18 protein-coding genes are annotated in these 21,274 nt (G+C 42.1%); 10 read left to right on the top strand and 8 right to left on the bottom strand.

Features of this window, described 5'->3' with window-relative positions:
• Positions 1 to 78 precede the first annotated feature (78 nt).
• The 4 genes from OEG80_RS09930 to OEG80_RS09915 all read right to left on the bottom strand — a co-directional run bounded on the left by OEG80_RS09930 (position 79) and on the right by OEG80_RS09915 (position 8,151).
• On the bottom strand, positions 79 to 1,353 hold the full coding sequence (locus OEG80_RS09930; protein WP_263240671.1) for a cation:proton antiporter: 1,275 nt from the start codon (positions 1,351 to 1,353) through the stop codon (positions 79 to 81).
• 34 nt (positions 1,354 to 1,387) lie between these two features.
• On the bottom strand, positions 1,388 to 3,010 hold the full coding sequence (locus OEG80_RS09925; protein ID WP_263240670.1) for a DUF2254 domain-containing protein: 1,623 nt from the start codon (positions 3,008 to 3,010) through the stop codon (positions 1,388 to 1,390).
• Between the two features lie 330 nt (positions 3,011 to 3,340).
• A complete protein-coding gene (locus OEG80_RS09920) occupies positions 3,341 to 6,409 on the bottom strand; it encodes a M66 family metalloprotease (RefSeq protein ID WP_442792466.1) in 3,069 nt (1,022 codons plus the stop codon).
• A 173-nt stretch (positions 6,410 to 6,582) separates the two neighbouring features.
• Positions 6,583 to 8,151, bottom strand: a complete 1,569-nt coding sequence (locus tag OEG80_RS09915) for a YihY family inner membrane protein (protein WP_041752973.1) — start codon at positions 8,149 to 8,151, stop codon at positions 6,583 to 6,585.
• 252 nt (positions 8,152 to 8,403) lie between these two features.
• Between OEG80_RS09915 and wrbA the strand changes: the two genes are divergently transcribed.
• Positions 8,404 to 9,021, top strand: coding sequence for an NAD(P)H:quinone oxidoreductase (gene wrbA / locus OEG80_RS09910; RefSeq protein ID WP_020442831.1), 618 nt, complete (start codon positions 8,404 to 8,406; stop codon positions 9,019 to 9,021).
• A gap of 52 nt (positions 9,022 to 9,073) precedes the next feature.
• Entirely contained in the window at positions 9,074 to 9,556 is a 483-nt protein-coding gene (locus OEG80_RS09905) for a hypothetical protein (protein WP_020442832.1), read from the top strand.
• Between the two features lie 122 nt (positions 9,557 to 9,678).
• Here OEG80_RS09905 and OEG80_RS09900 read toward each other — a convergent pair whose 3' ends face one another.
• Positions 9,679 to 10,449 (bottom strand): DUF3108 domain-containing protein, encoded by a 771-nt coding sequence (locus tag OEG80_RS09900; RefSeq protein ID WP_263240666.1) that lies wholly within the window; start codon positions 10,447 to 10,449, stop codon positions 9,679 to 9,681.
• Between the two features lie 506 nt (positions 10,450 to 10,955).
• Between OEG80_RS09900 and OEG80_RS09895 the strand changes: the two genes are divergently transcribed.
• Complete coding sequence (locus tag OEG80_RS09895; protein ID WP_025652227.1) at positions 10,956 to 11,249, top strand: co-chaperone GroES; 294 nt, start codon at positions 10,956 to 10,958, stop codon at positions 11,247 to 11,249.
• Between the two features lie 94 nt (positions 11,250 to 11,343).
• A complete protein-coding gene (gene groL, locus OEG80_RS09890; protein ID WP_011512893.1) occupies positions 11,344 to 12,993 on the top strand; it encodes a chaperonin GroEL in 1,650 nt (549 codons plus the stop codon).
• A gap of 204 nt (positions 12,994 to 13,197) precedes the next feature.
• Here the strand turns inward: groL and yaaA are convergent, their stop codons facing one another.
• Positions 13,198 to 13,998, bottom strand: coding sequence for a peroxide stress protein YaaA (gene yaaA / locus OEG80_RS09885; protein WP_263240664.1), 801 nt, complete (start codon positions 13,996 to 13,998; stop codon positions 13,198 to 13,200).
• A gap of 474 nt (positions 13,999 to 14,472) precedes the next feature.
• On the opposite strand from yaaA, the gene OEG80_RS09880 reads away from it, so the two are divergent.
• The 6 genes from OEG80_RS09880 to OEG80_RS09855 all read left to right on the top strand — a co-directional run bounded on the left by OEG80_RS09880 (position 14,473) and on the right by OEG80_RS09855 (position 19,128).
• The gene (locus OEG80_RS09880) at positions 14,473 to 15,630 is read left to right on the top strand and encodes a Re/Si-specific NAD(P)(+) transhydrogenase subunit alpha (RefSeq protein ID WP_263240662.1); all 1,158 of its coding nucleotides are present in this window, start codon (positions 14,473 to 14,475) and stop codon (positions 15,628 to 15,630) included.
• A gap of 115 nt (positions 15,631 to 15,745) precedes the next feature.
• A complete protein-coding gene (locus tag OEG80_RS09875) occupies positions 15,746 to 16,081 on the top strand; it encodes a proton-translocating transhydrogenase family protein (RefSeq protein ID WP_263242510.1) in 336 nt (111 codons plus the stop codon).
• A complete protein-coding gene (locus tag OEG80_RS09870; protein ID WP_413786612.1) occupies positions 16,078 to 17,478 on the top strand; it encodes an NAD(P)(+) transhydrogenase (Re/Si-specific) subunit beta in 1,401 nt (466 codons plus the stop codon). The genes OEG80_RS09875 and OEG80_RS09870 overlap by 4 nt, the downstream gene beginning before the upstream one ends.
• A 154-nt stretch (positions 17,479 to 17,632) precedes the next feature.
• Entirely contained in the window at positions 17,633 to 18,196 is a 564-nt protein-coding gene (locus OEG80_RS09865) for an acyl-CoA thioesterase (protein WP_263240661.1), read from the top strand.
• 99 nt (positions 18,197 to 18,295) lie between these two features.
• The gene (iscX, locus tag OEG80_RS09860) at positions 18,296 to 18,505 is read left to right on the top strand and encodes a Fe-S cluster assembly protein IscX (protein WP_011279849.1); all 210 of its coding nucleotides are present in this window, start codon (positions 18,296 to 18,298) and stop codon (positions 18,503 to 18,505) included.
• Positions 18,506 to 18,603: 98 nt separating this feature from the next.
• Positions 18,604 to 19,128: a GyrI-like domain-containing protein gene (locus OEG80_RS09855; RefSeq protein ID WP_263240659.1), complete on the top strand. Its 525-nt coding sequence runs from the start codon at positions 18,604 to 18,606 to the stop codon at positions 19,126 to 19,128.
• A 65-nt stretch (positions 19,129 to 19,193) separates the two neighbouring features.
• Here the strand turns inward: OEG80_RS09855 and dapE are convergent, their stop codons facing one another.
• Together dapE and OEG80_RS09845 are read right to left on the bottom strand one after the other, a co-directional pair.
• Positions 19,194 to 20,417: a succinyl-diaminopimelate desuccinylase gene (gene dapE, locus OEG80_RS09850; RefSeq protein WP_263240658.1), complete on the bottom strand. Its 1,224-nt coding sequence runs from the start codon at positions 20,415 to 20,417 to the stop codon at positions 19,194 to 19,196.
• A gap of 81 nt (positions 20,418 to 20,498) precedes the next feature.
• On the bottom strand, positions 20,499 to 21,257 hold the full coding sequence (locus OEG80_RS09845) for a 2OG-Fe(II) oxygenase (protein WP_263240657.1): 759 nt from the start codon (positions 21,255 to 21,257) through the stop codon (positions 20,499 to 20,501).
• Between the last annotated feature and the right edge of the window lie 17 nt (positions 21,258 to 21,274).

Here is a 21,274-nt window from a genome sequence, read left to right as displayed (position 1 = left end):
GCTCAAATGACAATTTAGAAAGCCAGCTTAAGATATTTATCTTAAACTGGCTTTTTTATAAATAACGTAATCTAAGATTTATATATCGGCTGTTTTTTTATCAGTACGAATGCTTTTGGCAACTTTGCCTACACTTAACCCTTGTACCAGTATAGAGAATATAACGACTGCATAAGTTAGGGCCAGTAGTATATCGCGTTCAGATCCTGTTGGGAGTTGCAATACTAAAGCAACTGAAATACCACCTCGTAGTCCACCCCATGTTAGCACCTTCCAAGCCCCTGCTGGCAAGTCAAGTTGTCGATGAAAGGTTTTGGTGGTCATGCCGACCACAATAAATCGAGCAAGTAAGGCAATCACAATCGTTAAGGCGCCAGCGATAAATAAATTGGCTGAATAAGCAATCATCACCACTTCAAGACCGATTAATACAAATAAAATTGCGTTCAAAATCTCATCGATCAATTCCCAAAACAAATCAACATAATGGCGCGTTTTATCACTCATCGCTAGTGCTCGTCCGCGATTACCAAGCATCAGCCCCATCATTACCATTGCTAGTGGTCCCGATAAATGCCAATGACTGGCCAGCGCATAGCCGCCTATGACACCAGCAAGGGTCAGTAGAACCTCTTCTTGATAGCTATCGATGCTTTTGAGCATGTAATATAAAATCGCGCCAAGTACTAAGCCAAAAATAATACCGCCACCAGCCTCGACTGCCAAGGTGTGCACCACATAATTGGCGGTTGGGATATCACCGCTCGATAAAATACCGAGCAGCAGTACAAAGATGACGACGCCGATACCATCGTTAAATAGCGATTCGCCCGCGATGACCGTCTCTATGCTTTTTGGGGCGCCAGCAGAGGCTAAAATACCCATCACTGCAATAGGGTCGGTTGGAGATATCAAAGCGCCAAATAGTAAGCACCATAAAAAAGACAGCTCGAAACCAAACAGCGGCAACATTAGATATAGAGCACCTGCAATCAGCAGTGCTGATACTAAAGTACCTATGAAAGCTAGAATACCAATAGGCAGCTTATAACGTTTTAGATCACCAATATTGACGTGCAAAGCGGCAGCAAATAAAAGCATAGACAGCATGCCATCAAGTAAGACTTCAGTGAAATCAAGCTGGCCTAATAGACTGACTTCATAATCAATAAGCTGATCAAACCCTAAAAATCCTAAAAATATCGCCCCGATCGACAATAATATCGAGATAACCATTACACCGATAGTTGTTGGTAGGCCAATAAATCGATGGTTAACGTAAGTTAATAGGGCAGTGATAGATAAAAATATCGCGCTAATTTCGAGTATGGTCAGGCTGCTCGTAGGGTCCATAAAAAAGTCTCAAGTGGGTAATAAGAGGTGTCAACTATGCTCTAACTTGTTTCGATTGGGTTTGTAGTGCCTGACGAATATGGGCATCAAAATCACTGACATAATGGAAATAGTGATGCTGGGCGTTTTCACTCATAATAAATTTCTCTGCTTGTTGGCACATTGCGGTCAAATCATCAGCGAGTTGATGGTAATTTAAATTATCCGCGCCGGCACGCTCAATCAATTTTATCTCATGTATGAGCGTTTGCTGCTGCGCCTCATTAACCCTAGCATAATTCAAGTCAATCATTGCCTGACATAGCGCCTTTAATACCATCAAATCTGCTGCTGCATAACGCCGTATCTCACCAAGTGAGCTATCAATAAAATCTGATATTTTAGGGATACGTGTAACAACGGCAAGGATGGCTGACGGCTGATGGCTGATAGTATCTGGTGTATCTGTCTCATCTAACGGTTTATAAAAATGATACGGCGTCGGCGGTTGACAGCGCATCATAATGCTCAGACAGCTGGTCAGCGATTGAACACAGTTAACCGCTGTTTTTGGGTCATTGATACCTGGTGACAATGCGCGGACAGCAATTTCAGTCATTTGCCCTAAGCTATAGGCAATATCATTAGATTGCGTCAAGCGCTGTTCAAGGCGTATACAACCAGCAAAACGTTGCCAAAACAGCCCATCAGGCGAACGTGGCACAAGCGCCAAATGCGGCGTTTTTGTTTTTTGTAGGTTAGTTGGATGGTCTGCCGGACGCTGATAAAAATAGCCAATCACATTTTTATCGGTGACAAAGTGACCGAGACTGCTATTTATTTCTACCACGCCGCCATAATCTTGCGATAGGGTAATGAGCGATTCAAAATAAATCTGCTGCAAATAGCCCGAGTACGGTGGATAAATAGGCGTCGCAGACCAGTGATGAAATTGTTCGATATCATGATGCTCGATATTACGTTGGTGCTCGATATCGCAGCGGTCGCTATACCAATAATGAATGTTTTTAATTGCCTCATTGCTGGCACCTTCAATCACATGCGATGCCTGAATGGCATGTACCATATGCTGTACAAAATAGACCAGTAGAAGGGCACAAATAATCGCCATAATAATGGCAAAGGTCACCGACAATTGCGGCACACCAAAACCAACATCGTATTTATGAATGGCTTTTAACACCAGCAAGCTATAGCTAAACGTACCGATGAACGCGCCCAAAACGAACTGATTGGGCGTATCAGTCAAAAAGTTACGGAGTAATCTAGGACCAAATTGTGAAGATGCCATTGATAATACAGCAATGGTAATCGAGAAAGTCGTGCCTGCCACGCCAAGTACTGCACCAGCAATGGTGGTCATAATAGCGCGCGCGGCGTCATCATCGCCAGTGAAGGCAAAGGTAATCTCTCTGACCATGTCGCGATCAAAATGCTCATCGATCGTTACAAGGATAGGAGCGAGCAAGATGCCTACCAGCACACAGGCAGTCGGTATAAACCAGTAAGAGCCAATCAGCTGTTGCCACAAATTCGTTAGGCGATCGGGTAAATTGGTAAGCGTTTTTAGCGACCATAACTGAAAAAACTGCCGCAGTCTTTTGAGACTTGACGTTGATAGACGCTTAAATAAGTTGTCTTCAGCATGTTTAGTCAACGTGAGCAGCTCCAAAAATGATCGTAGTATTTCTTTTGTTGTCAGCAGTTCTATAGAATCAGACTGCTGACAACAAAAGCTCTTAAAAACAAATTACCTGATTCACTGCAAATAATCCATTAAAAACAGGATAAAAAAATAAGCCTCATTGAGACTTATTTTTCAGTATTGGTTATTTTTATACCCATGAGCGTTATTGTGTATTCATGCTATGAATGATTAACTTTAAAGCATCACTAATAGTGGGCACTATTAAATTTGAATTTTACTGCATTGAAGCTCATTTCTGATTACCGCCACCATTATCGTTGACAGTCATTAAATCTCATATTAACTGAACAAATCATCAAGAAACGTGCTTATCGCGGTGCCTACTTTTGCTAGTACTGAAGGATCTTCTTTGCTATCCACATTCAATGACTGAACTTGCCTACTGTTCTTCATTGCTGTCTGTTTCTGTAGGCTCTTCACAATTAATGGCAGATTGTTACCAACTGTGGCTAAGATAAAGCTTGGATTTTTAGTCAGTATCGTCCATTTTTGATTACCGCCACCGTTGCAACCATAACGAATTAAGCGTGCGCGATTATCTTTTAAGTAACCACCTTCTAAATCAAAACATTGATTTCCTTGCTTAATTTCTTTAGTGCTAGTAACCATTTCCCAGTGCTGCGCATCAATATTAAGACTACAAGCTGCCAAATTAACCACACCACCTTGAGTTGTTAGACACTGATCCATCGCCATTTTGCTATGAATTTTACCCTTCGTATCTTGAATCCATTGCTCAGAGTCATCACCGGTACAGGCACTTGGACCACTAATAAAGGCATTTAACTTACTATCTTCTAACTTTTCTACTTTAAGGCAGTTTTTACCGTTAAGCAGGGGAGTGGCGTTTTCTAGAGGCCTGTCATCCTCTAGTCCTAACGCTTTAACAAACTTTTGAAATTCGGTAAGGGCTTCAGGCTCGTTTTTAATTAAATCAGTACGATATACATTGACCCAACGATTTAAGCGGTACATGGTTTGTTGTTGCTGCTCATAACGCTCTAATGTTTGGAATGCGAGAGGGCTAAGCTCATTAATGAGCTCGTCACGATACATTTTATAAGAATCATATAACAACTGACTATTAATATCTAAGCTCACCGTCGAGTTTTCAGCTTGAGCAAGGAGTTTCTGCTCTAAGATTGGTAATTCAACTTTTCTAAGTGCTGTATAGCCATACTCTTTACCAAAGGTAACAGCGGGCTTAATCGTATCGCTATATTGACGAATATCAATGGTTGAGAGCTGTACTTGTGCTTCATTGGTCTTTTTACAATACAAATCTACTTTTTTTGGATTTTCAGCAATGGCTAAATTAACATGGAATTTATTGGCATTGCCATTCATTCGATTAGGCGCCAGAGCAATAGTATTAACCGCGTTATTACTGTAAGTAACGCTCAACCAGCAGCTTGCTGCTTCAAGAGAATTATTTGGTTTCGGTAAATCAAAGACGTTACCCCAGTTACCGCGTGCCTCAGGATAAATGATGCCTTTTTGTGTTACAGGGTCATAACCACCTAAAATAGTAAAAACAGGCACACCTTGTAAACGTGGTTTTAAGTAATTACCGTCGGCACTGTTGTACCAAACGTTTTTAGAACCTTGCCATACTTTAGGCTGGATGACTTCCATCTTTCTAAGTTCAGCATTCCATTTCTTATAGCCAGTTGGTGAATCAGCGTCAAATACTGCTTTATCAAATGCTGGCTGTATCTTAATTTTTGTACTATAACCCGTGTAATGAGTGTAGCTTGAATAAGCGCCGCTATGAGAGCCACCAGACATCGCATCACGACCGTAACCATAGGTGGCTAAGAAAAGCGGTTTGCCATTAAGACCATCACCTTCGACTTGTCGTGGCCAGTCTAAGTTACTGCGCATTTTATTTCGAACACCGTTATAGCCCCAACCACTATTGGCATGATGCTCTGCCCAAAAGTTATCTCCGTTTACTGCGCCAGGATAATGCCCTAAGCCATAATGATGACCGATTTCGTGACTGAACTCATTACCTTGAGAGTCAATTAAGGTCAGCATGCCATTACCACCGCTTAAGCCGTGATTATGTTCGCCATTAGTATATTTGCCGCGGGCATGATGCGCATTGACGTTTTGGGTCAATTGTGGCTGCTCTTGGCTTTGCATTGAGGCACTGGTGACACCCCAGTTTGCTAAGTTAATGCCGACACCAAAGGTTGATTTACCAGTGTTTTCGCGCATATCGCCATCATAAACGCCACCATTTGAGTGACTCACCGAATCATAAATAGTGCCATTGGCAACCATTACTCGATCAAGCTTGAGGTCATCATATTTAGCAACGGTCATTTGTGCCGCTGGAATGGTTTGGAAGTAGTCTGAGCCAGCCCTTTCTGGGTCGCGTAACATGTAATGCCCCCAAGATTGAGGTGCATCCGTTAGCATACCCAGACGGATATTGGTCAATACCAGCTCGCCTGGTGCAGCAAAGTCTATTTTATCTTCTAACAGTTCACCGCTACGATTTTTGTCATCCATAATCCGGATTTTGAGACCACCTTGTACCTCATCCCAATTGAGCTTGGTTGACCATCCACGGTTACTATAAGAAACGCGAGGACGTTGGTCAGCATTGGTCTGATCCGTATCTGGAATTTGAGTAGGATCGACTAAATTGATAGCTCGCAATAAAACCCCATCTTTATAAATTTCAGCCACTAATGTAGTAATGTCACCCATTTCAAGAGTAGGCGTCACTAACAACAGAGCTTCTTTTTCTGCCGTCAGGCGCGGCATATTTTTTGCTTCGTTACTTTGTGGATCAACCACATGGTTCTGTCCAAACTGAACCATTGCTTGGAAATCACCAACCAAGTCTGGACGAATCGTACGAATTTCACCCGCTCTACCATCATGATCAAAAAACCCTAACAAATAAAAATCAGCAATATCCTTTTTTGGTTCTGGATATTTGACTGGCGTACTTGGCTCAAGCGGCGTAGCAGGAATACTGGTTACTGGCGGCTTAATAGGGGTACTTGGCTCAAGTGGTTTAACAGGAATACTGGTTACTGGCGGTTTAATAGGCGTACTTGGCTCAAGTGGTGTAACAGGAATACTGGTTACTGGCGGTTTAATAGGCGTACTTGGCTCAAGCGGCGTAGCAGGAATACTGGTTACTGGCGGCTTAATAGGCGTACTTGGCTCAAGCGGCGTAGCAGGAATATTGGTTACTGGCGGCTTATTAGAAGGCGGAGTTATTGCTGGAGGGTTTACTGTTGTTTGTGTGTTTGCATCACCTTCACCACAAGCAGCAAGTATAATAGAAAAAATACCGATACTTAATGCTTTTAGTGGAAATATTATTGTAGCTTTCAATGAAATATCCTCATTTTTATGATGAGGATAATATAACAGCTATGTTAATATAATGTACGACATTTGTTCAATAGATAAGTATTATTATTACTTTAGCATTTCATTGAAAGATTTTTGTTATGTTTCGACAAAAAGGTAGTATATCTTTTATGCTTAGACACTCAAATCGATCTTGGGTTATCGGCTTCAGTAATAATATCGCGTTTAGCATTAGAAAAATTAGCGTTTATTTGATTTTTATCGTCAATGCTGTCTTGTGGAATAAGAATTTCACGATTGTGCTCGTCACGCTCTATGTCGCTATCCTTATCATAAGCGACTGGTTCAAACTTCGGCATATCATCCTTACTATCTAGAGGCTCTTGTAATAAATGACTGGAGGTAGCTGCGCTAGATTTCCTAAAAAACTCATTTTTCTCTTTTTGAAGCTTTTCGTTTTTATGGTTAGTGGATTTGTCATCAGAGGTTTTCTTACGTGGTTCACTATGGGCAAAAATAGCACCGAGCGGCACATTCAATTGTGCTTTGGCATAGGCTTCGGTATTTTCAAAGCGATTAACCAATAAGCTAAGCCAAGGTTTTTGGTCTTCTAGGCTCATCTCATCAAGTTCATCTTTGATAGGCAATGGATACGGCAGGGTACGATAAAAATCCCACAAGGTCATTTTGCTCAAATCTCTTTTGAGTACATAGTGCTCATCTTCTGTCATGGTAATCAAGTTGCTGTCTTGCAGATAATTGATATAGGTATACCATTTTGGCAGCTCTTTACGTCCGAGGACATTGCGTAGCGCTTGTTCGCTCACCGCTTCGCCTTTTAAGTGATGGGTATAAACGAGATTTAACATATCAAGCAAGCTTAAAAATGGATGGCGCGGATAAACCTCTTTTGTCTCAAATATCGTTAGGGTATAGCTGATCTCAACCCCTAATAAAATCAGATTCCATGACAGATATATCCATAATAAGAAAATCGGCAGCGCAGCAAATGCGCCATAGATCGCTTCATAACTGGTAAAGTTCGCCATCACTGTACCAAATAGATGTTTCATCAGCTCAAAGACAATCGCTACAAAGACACCTGCAATCGCAGCATTTTTTGCTGGTACTCGCGCTTTTGGAATAAACCAATACATACTGATAAAACCAGCGATCGTAACTGCAATGGATACTATCTGTACCCAAAACGACCAATCAATACCATAGCCGCCAATTTGTCTATTTAACAAACTCAGGCTTTGTACAGCACTTGAGGCGATGAATGCCGTACCCAATACCAAGGGTCCTAACGTGACGATGGTCCAATAGCGCAGCATACTTCTCATGCCGCCAGAACGATCTTCTACGCGCCATATTTGGTTGAAAGCGCGCTCAATGGTGGTCAAAGTCATGATGGTAGTAAAAAGTAAGAACATCGCTCCAATGATGGTGAGGTTTGATGATTTTTCAGCGAAGTTATTGATATATTTACTGACTTGCAAGCTCGATTGTGGCAGCAAGTTGCTATAAATGACTTCATAAATCTGCGCCCTAACTGAAGCAAGTGCTGGTACTGAAGACAAAATCATCAGCAGTACGGTTAATATAGGCACAATCGACAACAAAGTCGTATAGGTTAATGATGCAGCTTTTTGCTGACAGTTATCCTCAAAAAAGTGCCGCGTCAAAAAACGTAGGAACTGAAACCAACGTTGGTGTAAAAAAGGTATTTTTTTTAATAGATTTTCCATAACGACCATCTAACAAGGATAATAGAGTGCGGATAGTGTAACAAACATGCTCTGTCTGAATCTGCGCGTTAATTGTGTCAATATGCATTAGATTGTATTGAGTCGTTAAGTAAAGTACTGCAGATGATTTGCTTGGCTGCTAGGTTAAGTATGCTGCCAAGTAGCAGGGTTTGTTTGCATGTCAGTGAATGACTCGGGCATAATGGGCAATATCTATATTACTGTTAACGATTTTATAAGGAAGTTTTGCTAATGAGTCAGACCGCCCCTTATGTTTTGGTACTCTATTATTCAAATTATGGTACGACTAAGACATTAGCCTATGCTATCGCTCAGGGTATCGAAGAGGCGGGCATGACCGTGCGTATCCGTACGGTGCCTACTGTTGCACCTGAAACCACGGTAAGCAAGCCTGCGATACCGGACGACGGTGATTTGTATTGCACGATGGAAGATCTAAAAAATTGCAGCGGTCTGGCACTTGGTAGCCCAACCCATTTTGGTAATATGGCCGCGCCCATGAAGTATTTTTGGGACAATACCGTCACTATTTGGCTGGCAGGCAATCTACAGAACAAGCCAGCGTCAGTATTTACCGCAACAGGCTCTATGCATGGCGGTCAAGAGACGACGCTACTGACGATGATGTTACCACTGTTACATCATGGCATGATGATTGTGGGCGTGCCTTATGCTGAACCTGCTTTAAACCGTACCACGCGTGGCGGTTCACCTTATGGTGCCAGTCATGTGAGCGGCGCCTCCCATGATCAGCCTGTATCTGCTGATGAACGCGAGCTTGGCATCGCTCAAGGGCGTCGTTTAGCGATTACGGCATCTGCATTAGCGCAAGCTAACTGGAGCCGTTAATGCACTCATCTATTACTGTTTGGCATGAACAATTAGGAAATACATACCTCTAATGGCTACTAACCTTTCTCATGATGACAGTCAACAGCAAATATCCGAAACAAGCAGTCAATCAACCCAGCTGTTGAAACCGATTATGCCTGTTCGTCAGCGCCTGATGGTGACATGGCTGGTTTGGTTAACCTTTCGATTGCTCGCTTTGCCTCTTTTGATCAATATCTTTAATCCTAGTCACCCTGATATTATCGGCGGTATTGCATGGCAAGCGCTATGGTTAGTACCAGCATTTGTCTTAACACCATCGATACTACGCGGGCGCTCGCCTTATGCGCTATTAATAGACAGTATGTTTACTTTGGTATATTTAGGGGCAAGTGGGGTTGTATTGTTCACACGTGCTTATGGCAGTAGTTGGGCAGAAATCGCTGTTTATTTCATTGATTTCGTCCTACTATTTGCGATTAATATCTGGCTGTTTATCTTATTAAAGCGCCTACCTTCGATGAATAATGTGGTTAAACAGCCACGCTCATAAGTCATTGATATCTATTCAAATGCTATTTTTCTGTAGTGCTTAATAAAAAATTTACATTAAAAAATCGGCATGCTATTTAGCATGCCGATTTTTTAATGTTTTAAGCCGTAGAGTTTAGGCTCTTAGTTCACTTTAGACAATTCTAAATCCATCTTCTTACCATCATTAATCTGGCTTACTTTTACCGGTAAGTAATCTAAGCTTGGTGCCAACCAAAAACTGGTCGAACGGCTATTGTCATCATGGATACGGTCGACACGCACCGTATCAAAGGTACCAGCAGGGACCGTTATCTTGGTATTACCAGATTTTTTAAACGGCGTTTTTTCGATTTTGTCATGTTTTGCCATGTAGTAATTGCCAGAGAATTTACTATTTAACAAGTCTTGGCGAATTTGCACCTCAAGGCTCAAATCATCAAAGGCTTGCTGCGCCATATTTAACGTAGTCGACTTGCCTCTATAATTACTCACGACTTTTTTACTACGGGAATTAAAATCGAGTTTATGCGTACGACCGATACCCAGTAGTTTATAAGTGGTACTGGCTTGTGTTGGAACAACCGCATTACCGTTGATAGTAAATGTACTATGTTGCGCAGCACTTGCGATACCGGCAACCCGTGCATCGACATTATATTTCCATGTGTTGCCTGACTTATCTAAAGCACGAGTGGCAGTACCTTTATACTTGTCTTCAATCGTAAACGTATAGTCGGCGCTCGACGGTTGAATGTCTTTTGCACTGGCAATCGTTGGTGCAGCCATACTTAAAGCGCTGATAGCCGCTATGCTCGCTCCAGTAGTCAACGCAGTTAAGAATTTAACCTTACCGTTATTTTTGTCATTGTAATCGGTTATGGATGGTTTTTTATTGGTAAATGAAAAACTCATGAACAGTCCTTAATAGATTGATATCAAATAACTTATTTAAGTCGATTCGACCTTACTGTTAACTAATATTATATTTTCAATGCTTATAATGGTCATAATCTGTTACATTTTCAAGAGGGAGAACTTACGCTGACGTTTGGCTCTTGTAGTTGATGTTACTATCTTAAGTAATGCCGCTCCTATGAGTAACTTGCTGTAAATTTAGTAAGAATAGGCGTATAGAATACTGGTATTTTCTACTGGATTATTACTCACTTAATGCCTTTATTGCATAATACTCCCAGAGATTCAGTATTGCTTATCGACAAACACCCCTCTAATTAAGAAATTCTTGTAAATTTTTGGTCTTTACACTTGAAGCTACCTCGCTATGCCCCCACTTTTTGAAACAAGCTCAAGGCTTATCTTAATAAAAGCATTTTTATAAGATGGCTTTTGAAGATAGGATGTTGAGACTAACAAACCAAATAAATTTTTAACTTAAACAACCAATTATTGGAGACATATTGATGAATATTCGTCCTTTACATGATCGTATTGTTGTCCGCCGCATAGAAGAAGAAACAAAAACGGCTGGTGGTATCTTGCTTCCTGGTTCAGCGCAAGAAAAGCCTTCACAAGGTGAAGTGCTAGCAACTGGTAACGGTCAGATTCGTGACAACGGTGAAACTCGCGCGTTAGATGTAAAAGCTGGCGACAAAGTATTGTTCGGTCAATATGCTGGCCAAACCGTGAAAGTTGACGGCGAAGAACTATTGATTATGAAAGAATCTGATGTATTGGGTGTGTTAGAAGGCTAGTCCTTTTTGAGTATTTTTATACTCAGCGCATTTTGACAATATCATTGAAATATTTAATTGCATTCTCATACTTATAATAGTGGAGTAATTTAACATGGCAAAAGACGTAAAATTCGGCATTGATGCCCGTAAACAAATGATGGACGGCGTAAACGTTCTAGCAAACGCAGTACGAGTAACACTAGGCCCTAAAGGTCGTAACGTGGTTATCGATAAGTCATTTGGCGCACCTACCATCACTAAAGATGGTGTTTCAGTTGCTAAAGAAATCGAGCTTGAAAACAAATTTGAAAACATGGGCGCTCAATTGGTCCGTGAAGTCGCTAGCCGTACCAACGATGTTGCTGGTGATGGTACAACGACTGCGACGGTATTGGCTCAGTCAATCTTGCAAGAAGGCATGAAATCAGTTGCCGCTGGCATGAACCCAATGGATCTAAAACGCGGTATCGATAAAGCGGTACGTGCGGCTGTTGAGCAAATTCATTTGCTATCTACTCCAGCTGATGATTCAAAAGCGATTGCCCAAGTTGGTTCTATCTCTGCTAACTCAGACACCAAAATCGGTGAATTGATTGCGCAAGCGATGGAAAAAGTCGGTAAGCAAGGCGTTATCACTGTTGAAGAAGGTTCAAGCTTTGAAGATACCTTAGAAGTTGTCGAAGGTATGCAGTTTGACCGTGGTTATATCAGCCCGTACTTTGCGAACAAGCAAGACAGCTTGACCGCTGAATTTGAAAATCCATATATCTTGCTCGTTGACAAAAAAATCAGCAACATTCGCGAAATCGTGCCATTACTTGAGCAAGTTATGCAGCAAAGCAAGCCATTGCTAATCATCGCTGAAGACGTAGAAAACGAAGCATTGGCGACATTGGTTGTCAACAACATGCGTGGCGGCTTAAAAACTTGTGCCGTTAAAGCACCCGGTTTTGGCGATCGTCGTAAAGCGATGTTAGAAGATATCGCAACGCTAACTGGCGGTACGGTTATCTCTGAAGAGATTGGTCTAAGTTTAGAGACTGCTACTTTAGAGCAACTTGGTACGGCTAAAAAAGTCACTGTCGGTAAAGAAAACACCGTTATCGTTGATGGCGCTGGCAACTCTGCGGATATCGAAAACCGTGTTGAATCTATCAAACGTCAAGTAGAAGAATCAACGTCTGACTACGACAAAGAAAAGCTTCAAGAGCGTATGGCTAAACTGGCTGGCGGCGTTGCCGTTATCAAAGTTGGCGCTGCGACTGAAACTGAAATGAAAGAGAAGAAAGACCGTGTTGATGATGCGTTACATGCCACTCGTGCAGCGGTTGAAGAAGGCGTTGTCCCTGGTGGCGGTGTTGCGCTAGTTCGTGCCATGAATGCATTGTCTGAGCTACGCGGTGATAATGACGACCAAAACGCTGGTATCAATATCTTACGTCGCGCGATGGAAGCACCATTACGTCAAATCGTGACCAACTCTGGCGAAGAAGCTTCAGTGGTAGTAAACGAAGTGAAGAGCGGTACTGGTAACTACGGTTACAACGCAGCTTCTGGCGAATATGGCGATATGCTAGAGATGGGTATTCTTGATCCAGCCAAAGTAGCACGTTCAGCGCTAGAAAACGCAGCATCTGTTGCCGGTCTAATGCTAACCACTGAAGTCATGATTACTGATTTACCGCAAGGCGATGACGGTATGGCTGGCATGGGCGGTGCTGGTGGAATGGGCGGTATGGGTGGAATGGGCGGTATGATGTAATTTTACTTCTACTACAAAGCGATTTCTCTTTGTCAGACGTGCTCAATGTACAATAGGTACTATTTTCGCGCGTCTTCCTCGACAAATCGATTTTTGCTAGAAGTATGACTTTGTCATAACGTACTTGTTAAACCTAGTTCAAATAAAACCCCGGTAGGCTGAGCTTATCGGGGTTTTTTATGTGTATCATAAAAGCATTAAATATTACTGATTCACTTCATCCCGTCTAAACGTCCACGTCTTATCATCAGAACCGGTTTCACAGTAATAATATCCCGCTAAATCAAATTGCTTTAGCTGTTCAGCATTGGTCAGTTTATTATCCGCAGCATATTTCACCATCAGTCCACGTGCTTTTTTAGCATAGAAGCTAATCACTTTATATTGCCCATTCTTTTCATCTTCAAATCTTGGCGTGATAATTTCCGCATTCAGCACTTTCTTTTTTATCACTTTAAAATATTCATTAGAAGCTAAGTTAACCAAAACTTTGTCATCGCTATCAGACATGCGCTTATTAATAATCTCAGTGATTTCTTCGCCCCAAAACTCGTATAAATTATCGCCACGCTCATTTTTCAGCTTGGTGCCCATCTCTAAGCGATACGGCTGAATAAAATCCAGTGGCTTTAGCACGCCATAAAGACCGGACAAGATACCCAAATGTTCATTGACGTAAATGGCGGTGTCTTTATCCATGTTATACATATCAAGTCCAGTATAAACATCGCCATCGAACAAATAACCAGCTGGTTTGGCATTGTCATCCGTAAACAGTTCGTTATCACTCCAAGCCCAATCTTGATTGCGTTTAGCATTTAGCTGCGACAAATCATCAGAGATACTCATAAGCTCTTGTAAATCGATCGGCTCCTTCGACTTCAGTATTTTCATCAATGCTTGCGAGTGTTCGATTAGCTCAGGCTGACTATAGTAGCTGCTAATATCCACTGGGGCAGTATCTGTTTCATTCAAAGATTTGGCAGGAGAGAGTAAAAAATACATAATTATTCCTTATTATAGTGAAGTGATAGACACTCCATTAACGTTTCAAGCTTTTTCATTATACGATACCTACAGGTTTAACTTGACTTACGCGTGGCTGTTTTGTACTTTTAAGCCTCATCATGGACATATATCAACTATTATAGGCATTGTGATAACTCGTGTAAGCCAATAGCCTAAAGGCTTCAAGCTACTTAAGAATAAATAAAATTTTTTAATATAACAACAAAAGTTATGATAATGTTATAAATAGCTAACTTTTATTTTACTTGCGGGTCATCATTAGACAATGAAAGTTGGCAGACGATATATCTATAATAAAACGGCATGATGGCAAACGAGCTATCATTTATTAAATTGATAATCTTTGGTTTTAAGTATTAAGCTAACCCTGACCAAAGATTTTTTTGTCCCCTGTGCTTTTTAGAGGTGCGTTAGGGTATTAAAAGTAGTCATTAGACGTAAGGAGACGGTATGAAAATTGGTGTTATTAGTGCAGAGAGCGCAAGCGAGAGTCGGGTGGCATTAACCCCAGACGCGGTAAAAAAGTTACGCAAACTTGGGTTTGAGGTTGTCATCCAGTCAGGTGCAGGTCAAGCGTCTTATTATGCGGATGAATTATATCAGGCTGCGGGTGCTGATATTGCCAATAGTAGCATTGACGTCGTCACACAGTCTCAGATTATTACTACCGTCAATGATTTGCCGACGTCAACGACTGCTAGTTTAACGTCTGGTCAAATTATTATCGGCATGCTTGATCCCTATCGTAATACCCAAATGGATACTTATGCTGCTAAAGGGGCTACCGCCTTTGCCATGGAGCTATTGCCACGCACCTTATCACGCGCACAGAATATGGACGTCTTGTCTTCACAAGCCAACCTTGCCGGTTACAAAGCGGTGTTACTCGCTGCCAATGAATATTCGCGTCCGTTTCCGATGTTTATGACCTCAGCTGGTACGGTTAAGCCTGCCAAAGTCGTTATTCTAGGTGTTGGGGTTGCGGGTTTACAAGCGATTGCGACGGCGAAGCGTTTAGGTGCTGTCGTTGAAGCCAGTGATTTACGTCCGACCGCTCGCGAGCAAGTGGAGTCATTAGGTGGTAAATGGCTTGATGTCCCGATGAGTGCGGAGGAGGCTGAGACAGCTAAATCTACAGGCGGCTATGCGTGGACGCCATCTGAGCAATATATCAAAGACCAAGCTGCTATTGTTGATAAAGCCTTGAGCAATGCTGACATCGTCATTACGACTGCACAGATTCCGGGTCGTCAAGCGCCGCGTTTGGTACACCAATCAACCATTGCTAAGATGAAAGCTGGTTCGGTACTGATCGATATGGCTGCTGGCACTGGTGGAAACGTTGAAGGCAGTGTCCCTGATGAAACGATTACGACGTCAAATGGCGTGCGTATTGTCGGTGCAGCTAATATTCCCTCACAGTTGGCGGCGCAATCATCAGACTTGTATGCCAATAACCTCGTTAATTTTATCACCACTTTAATTGCGCCTGCCGCTACAGATGACGCTACAGCAAACACAATGGCACTCAACTTAGACATGGAAGATGAGATTCAAGGCGCATTAGCGGTAACGCATGAGAATCAAGTACGTCTTGCTAAACGCTAAGTGCTAAATTTCAGGTCTTGATACTTTCATTATCGTACATTTGCCAGACACGAACAAATTTTAGGAGGATAAGATGATTGCCACTATTTTAGCGGCAGCGCCAGCCGGTGCGGCCATGAGTAGCACGCCATTCGTAGCGATTTTTACCGTATTTGTACTGGCTATCTTTGTCGGATACTACGTTGTTTGGGGTGTAACCCCTGCACTGCATACGCCTTTAATGGCTGTAACCAACGCTTTATCAAGTATTGTTATTGTCGGTGCAATGCTACAGACCGTCACTATTGATAATTCGATATTTACGCCGACCAGTTTACTTGGGGCTTTTGCGGTATTTTTAGCCAGTATCAATATTTTTGGTGGTTTCGCCGTGACTGAGCGTATGCTGTCGATGTTTAAGCCAAAAGTGAAAAAAGTAGTAGTAACAACGGATACTGGGGGTGACGCATGAGTGACTTATCAAATATGATTGCGGCTAATGCGGACTGGTTTTATCTGGTCGGTGCCATTCTTTTTGTTTTGACGTTACGGGGTTTATCTAGCCCAAAAACGGCGATTCGTGGTAATCGATTGGGTATGGTTGCCATGGCGATTGCCGTTGTAACAACGTTCTTCCTAGCAGAAGGTCCAGTGCTTTGGTTAATCATCGGTGCGATGGTATTGGGTGCTATCGTCGGTATGTGGAAAGCAAAGACGGTCGCCATGACCCAAATGCCAGAAACCGTGGCTTTGATGCACTCGTTTGTTGGTTTGGCAGCGGTGGCGATTGCATTAGCAACGGTACTGCATACTGAACAACAGCATGGCGCGGTTGCTCGTGTTGAATTGTTTATTGGTTGTTTCATCGGTGCGATTACTTTCTCAGCATCTGTCTTTGCCTTTGGTAAATTGGCAGCTAAGAGCTGGGCTAAAACCTTGGTTGGTAGTTGGGTCAAACCAGTACAAGCACTACTATTTATTGCAATGATTGCTTTTGGTGGCGTGTACTTCGTTACTGATTCATTACCCGCCTTCTATGCGATGGCAGTAATTGCGGTCATCTTTGGCTGGATGTGGATTGCCCCAATCGGTGGCGGTGATATGCCAGTGGTTGTGTCTCTACTGAACTCATTTTCAGGGTGGGCAGCAGCAGGTATTGGTTTTACCCTTGGCAACTCGATGTTGATTATCGCAGGTTCATTAGTTGGTTCGTCAGGTGCGATTCTATCTTATATCATGTGTAAAGCCATGAACCGCTCATTGCTTAACGTGCTATTTGGTGGTATGGGTACATCAGCGGTCGCAGCTGGCGGCGATGATGGCGCGCCGAAAAATTACAAAGCAGGATCAGCAGAAGATGCTGGCTTCCTTATGGCAAATGCTAGTAGTGTGGTGATTGTCCCAGGTTACGGTATGGCGCAAGGTCGTGCACAAAACGCTGTAAAAGAATTGTATGAGCTGTTAAAAGAAGAAGGCGTTAATGTTCGTTTTGCCATTCATCCAGTTGCCGGTCGTATGCCAGGACATATGAACGTCCTATTGGCAGAAGCCGATGTGCCTTATGATGATATTTTAGAGATGGATGAGATTAACTCGGACTTCGCGAGTACGGATGTGGTATTAGTTATCGGTGCCAATGACGTGGTAAACCCATCTGCGAAAGATGATCCGACATCGCCAATCTTTGGTATGCCAATTCTAGAAGTGACTAAAGCCCAAACGGTTATGGTTATCAAGCGTTCTATGAGTACAGGTTATGCCGGTCTAGATAACAGCTTATTCTATATGGACAAGACCATGATGATCTTTGGTGATGCGAAGAAGATGGTCGAAGAGATGGTACGTAGTATCAACGGCGCTGGTCATTAATCTTTAAAATAGGTCTTACACATCATTTTTTAAACAGAAGCTTTCACATAAAAAAGTCACTGAGGTGGCTTTTTTTGCGTTAGAGTATTGCCCATCTAAAGCTATCTACAATGTATTTTCTCATTATCAATATTATAAAATAAGAAGGTTTCTTATGAATATGCTGCTGCGTTTCTTTATTATGGTAAGCCTACTCAAACAACAACTTAAGCAGCAATCGACAAGCAATCACCTGAGTATTGAGACATTGACAGCACCAACTGTGCGTCAGTATCGGGTATTACCACATGACATGGGTTTTCGCGATCATCTGCCTAATTATCGATATTTATCTTTTATTGAGCTAAATATCACCAAATGGCTTATGTCATGCTGTCATCAAAAAGGGATTAAAAATCTCGGCTGGATTATCGCTATGCAGGAGATGGTCTATCTTAAACAAATTAAGTTTCTAGATAAGATAACAGTCAATAGTATGCTTGTCGGTTGGGATAAAAAATATGTCTATTTTGAGCATCGATTTTTTGTTAAAAACCAGCTGATGGCAGTGGGTATGACCAAGTTTGTTTTAACCAATAAGCAAGGTAAGTGCGCAACTGGGGTGCTAGATATGACGAGTGAGCAGCTGACAGAAGTTATTGAGTCATGGAATCAGCATCAAGTGGCGATTAAAGCTGCTCAATCTACTGAGTTGACTAAATCAACAAAGGCTGCGTAACCAACTTGCCTATAATCCTATGATGAATTTTGGTAGGATAGCGCATATATATTTTATAATGCTATTTTATAAAAATAATTGAAAACATAAGGAGCTACTATGACCCCGCAGAAGTTAAAATGGACAGACAGCTTAGATATCGCTATTGAGCTTTATGAAAAATTCCCAGAGACCGATCCGCAGTATATTCGCTTTACGGATTTGCATCGCTGGGTGACGGAGCTTGAAGGCTTTGACGATGATCCCCAACGCTCCAATGAAGGTATCTTAGAAGCGATACAGATGAATTGGATCGACGAAGCTGACTAGATTGATCTTTTGACTATTTTTTAGTAATTAGCATAGCCTTAATAACAAACATAGCTTTAATAAACATAATCTCAAATGAAAACAGGACATATTGTCTCATGACTGCACCAATCCAAGAACTAACCGACGTACAAACTTGCACAGGCATCAGCGTACGTACCACCAACACCGATGAAATCAGCCATGAAACGGCAAAGTTAGGCAAGCTATGGCAAAGTTTTTACAAGAATCACGTGAGCCAACTTGAAAAGGGTCAGGATATCTATGGTATCTATCATAACTATGAGAGTGATGATGTAGGCGCTTTTGATGTGGTTGCGAGTTGGAAGGTGGAAAGTCATCAAAAACAGTCAGACAATGACGATACGACCAATACTGTCAAAGCTACTAAGAATAAAAATACAAGCAACCTAACAACGGTCACTATTCCTGCAGGAAAATACATGGTGTTTTCTGAATACGGTAACATGCCTAATACCGTGATGAATGCATGGGAAAAAGCGTGGACGTATTTCAATGATCCAAGCTGTGAGCATACTCGAACTTATAACGTTGACTTTGAGCGTTACGTTGAGGGTAAGTTAGAATATGGTCAAGTCGAGCTGTATATTGGTATTGAGTAAGTAATTAATATCTATAATAAAAAAGCGCCATCCGTATGAGATGGCGCTTTTTTTACTATTGCTTATTAATCTAATAGTAAATTCTCTAAAATCCCTTCATAAATCTGCGCCAATTTCCCTAAGTCATCTACTTCAACTTTTTCATCAACCTGATGAATAGTGGCATTACGCACGCCAAGTTCGACCACTTGCGCACCCGTTGGTGCAATAAAGCGTCCATCTGATGTGCCGCCAGAAGTTGATAATGTCGTATCGGTTCCAGTCACAGATTTAATCGCTTGCTGGCATGCTGAGACCAATTTACCTTCAGGCGTCAAAAAAGGCTGACCAGATAATTTCCAATGAATATCATAAGCTGCTTTGCTATCAGCGAAATATCTATCAAAGATAGCGTGGGTTTTTGCTTTTAGTTCATCTTCAGACGTTTCTGTTGAAAAGCGGAAGTTAAATACAGCTTCTAAGGTTTCAGGAATGACGTTGGTCGCGCCCGTTCCACTATTGATATTAGATATTTGTAGTGAAGTCGCAGGGAAGTAATCATTGCCATTATCCCAAGTAGCATTGGTCAGTTCTGTGAGTGCCGACATAGCCGCATGAATGGGATTTGAGGCAAGGTGCGGGTAGGCAACATGACCTTGTTTACCAGTGACGGTAAGTACTGCGCCGAGTGAGCCACGACGACCATTCTTGATGATATCGCCTAATGTATCCGTGCTTGATGGTTCACCAACCAAGCAGTACGTAATTTTCTCATTGCGCGCTTCTAGCGCTTCTACTACCTTGACTGTGCCGTTAATAGAAGGGCCTTCTTCATCTGAGGTGATTAAAAAAGCAATAGAGCCATTGTGCTCAGGATGATTGGCAACGAAACGCTCAGCAGCGACGGTAAAAGCGGCAATGCCAGTTTTCATATCCGCAGCACCGCGTGCCCATAAATAGCCATCTGCAATAGTTGGCGTAAATGGCGGATAAGTCCAGTTTTTTTCATCGCCTGTTGGGACGACGTCAGTATGACCGGCAAAGCAAATCACAGGATTGGTAGTACCACGGCGCGCCCATAAATTTTTAACCTCAGCGTGTTCGCCTTTTGCCTGTCTATCACCGTAATACATAAATTCACATTCAAAGCCTGCTTGTGTCAGCCGTTCAGACAATATGTCTTGGCAGCCATCATCATCTGGGGTGACAGAAGGACGTTCAAGTAAGGCGATACTTAAGTCCAATGTTGCTTGTTGATGAGTTGCTTGCTGATGAGATTGAGAAGTTAAGTTTTTATCAAAATCTGACATGGGAAGCCTTTTTTATTATAGAGGGATAGATAGTATGGTTAGATGTAGCTGGCAAGAGAGTCTTTATGAATATTACAGTACTTAAATAACGTCTTCAATAAAAGGTACTAAGCCATCACGGCGCATCCAAGTCGCGATAGAGTAGCGCTGACGATGGGCGATTTGCACTTGATGTTGTAAGTCACTATCAAATATTACAAGCCTATTAGCGACAGGCATTACATTATGATGGACACCATGTTTATCAACGATTTCTAGCGCGCCGCCGTCATTCGCTGTCCAGTCATCATTAAGATAAAACACTGCCGAGATAACGCGTTCATTACGTCCATCCGGATTATCACTATGCCATAGATAGCCAAAACCTACTGGATAACAAGCATAATGCGCCTCGCTATGGCGAATACCAGCGTACAAGCTTTGATTGAATAAAGCAGCAAGCGCATTGATACTGTGTAGATAATGAAATCCTGCAAAAAAGTCTTTGGTAATCCAGCGTATTTTATCACCGCGAATATCACTGATACGAATACCGGCAGTCAACTGGGCATCACGATAGTCAATAAAGCCACTTTCCGCTTGCAGTGCTAATAAGGCTTTTCGTGCAAAGACATCGTCAATAATGAGCCAACCATCATCAACAAACGTATCCAACTGTTTATCTGTCAGCTTGTGTTCCCAATTAACCGCAAAATCAGAGGATTGTAATAAATGTTGGGTGGGCGGCGCCTGATTATTATAGTTAGTAGGATGTACAGATAACAGTGGCGGATTCTCCTTACTTATTGGATTATCAACCACCAACGTTGTCACATCAAGATTGCTAATAATCTTCGTCATTTTGTCTCGCTATCGTC

Source organism: Psychrobacter sp. SC65A.3, assembly GCF_025642195.1.
Taxonomy (GTDB): Bacteria; Pseudomonadota; Gammaproteobacteria; order Pseudomonadales; family Moraxellaceae; genus Psychrobacter; species Psychrobacter cryohalolentis.
Note: the sequence above shows the minus strand (reverse complement) of the source record. Positions and strands in the feature narration are given on the sequence as shown.

Excerpts from the sequence above, each read along its gene's own strand:
- iscX (WP_011279849.1), top strand. The coding sequence starts at position 18,296 with ATGACCCCGCAGAAGTTAAAATGGACAGACAGCTTAGATATCGCTATT.
- OEG80_RS09880 (WP_263240662.1), top strand. The coding sequence starts at position 14,473 with ATGAAAATTGGTGTTATTAGTGCAGAGAGCGCAAGCGAGAGTCGGGTG.
- groL (WP_011512893.1), top strand. The coding sequence starts at position 11,344 with ATGGCAAAAGACGTAAAATTCGGCATTGATGCCCGTAAACAAATGATG.
- wrbA (WP_020442831.1), top strand. The coding sequence starts at position 8,404 with ATGAGTCAGACCGCCCCTTATGTTTTGGTACTCTATTATTCAAATTAT.
- dapE (WP_263240658.1), bottom strand. The coding sequence starts at position 20,417 with ATGTCAGATTTTGATAAAAACTTAACTTCTCAATCTCATCAGCAAGCA.
- OEG80_RS09875 (WP_263242510.1), top strand. The coding sequence starts at position 15,746 with ATGAGTAGCACGCCATTCGTAGCGATTTTTACCGTATTTGTACTGGCT.
- OEG80_RS09905 (WP_020442832.1), top strand. The coding sequence starts at position 9,074 with ATGGCTACTAACCTTTCTCATGATGACAGTCAACAGCAAATATCCGAA.
- OEG80_RS09930 (WP_263240671.1), bottom strand. The coding sequence starts at position 1,353 with ATGGACCCTACGAGCAGCCTGACCATACTCGAAATTAGCGCGATATTT.
- OEG80_RS09845 (WP_263240657.1), bottom strand. The coding sequence starts at position 21,257 with ATGACGAAGATTATTAGCAATCTTGATGTGACAACGTTGGTGGTTGAT.
- OEG80_RS09900 (WP_263240666.1), bottom strand. The coding sequence starts at position 10,449 with ATGAGTTTTTCATTTACCAATAAAAAACCATCCATAACCGATTACAAT.
- OEG80_RS09855 (WP_263240659.1), top strand. The coding sequence starts at position 18,604 with ATGACTGCACCAATCCAAGAACTAACCGACGTACAAACTTGCACAGGC.
- OEG80_RS09915 (WP_041752973.1), bottom strand. The coding sequence starts at position 8,151 with ATGGAAAATCTATTAAAAAAAATACCTTTTTTACACCAACGTTGGTTT.
- yaaA (WP_263240664.1), bottom strand. The coding sequence starts at position 13,998 with ATGTATTTTTTACTCTCTCCTGCCAAATCTTTGAATGAAACAGATACT.
- OEG80_RS09870 (WP_413786612.1), top strand. The coding sequence starts at position 16,078 with ATGAGTGACTTATCAAATATGATTGCGGCTAATGCGGACTGGTTTTAT.
- OEG80_RS09865 (WP_263240661.1), top strand. The coding sequence starts at position 17,633 with ATGAATATGCTGCTGCGTTTCTTTATTATGGTAAGCCTACTCAAACAA.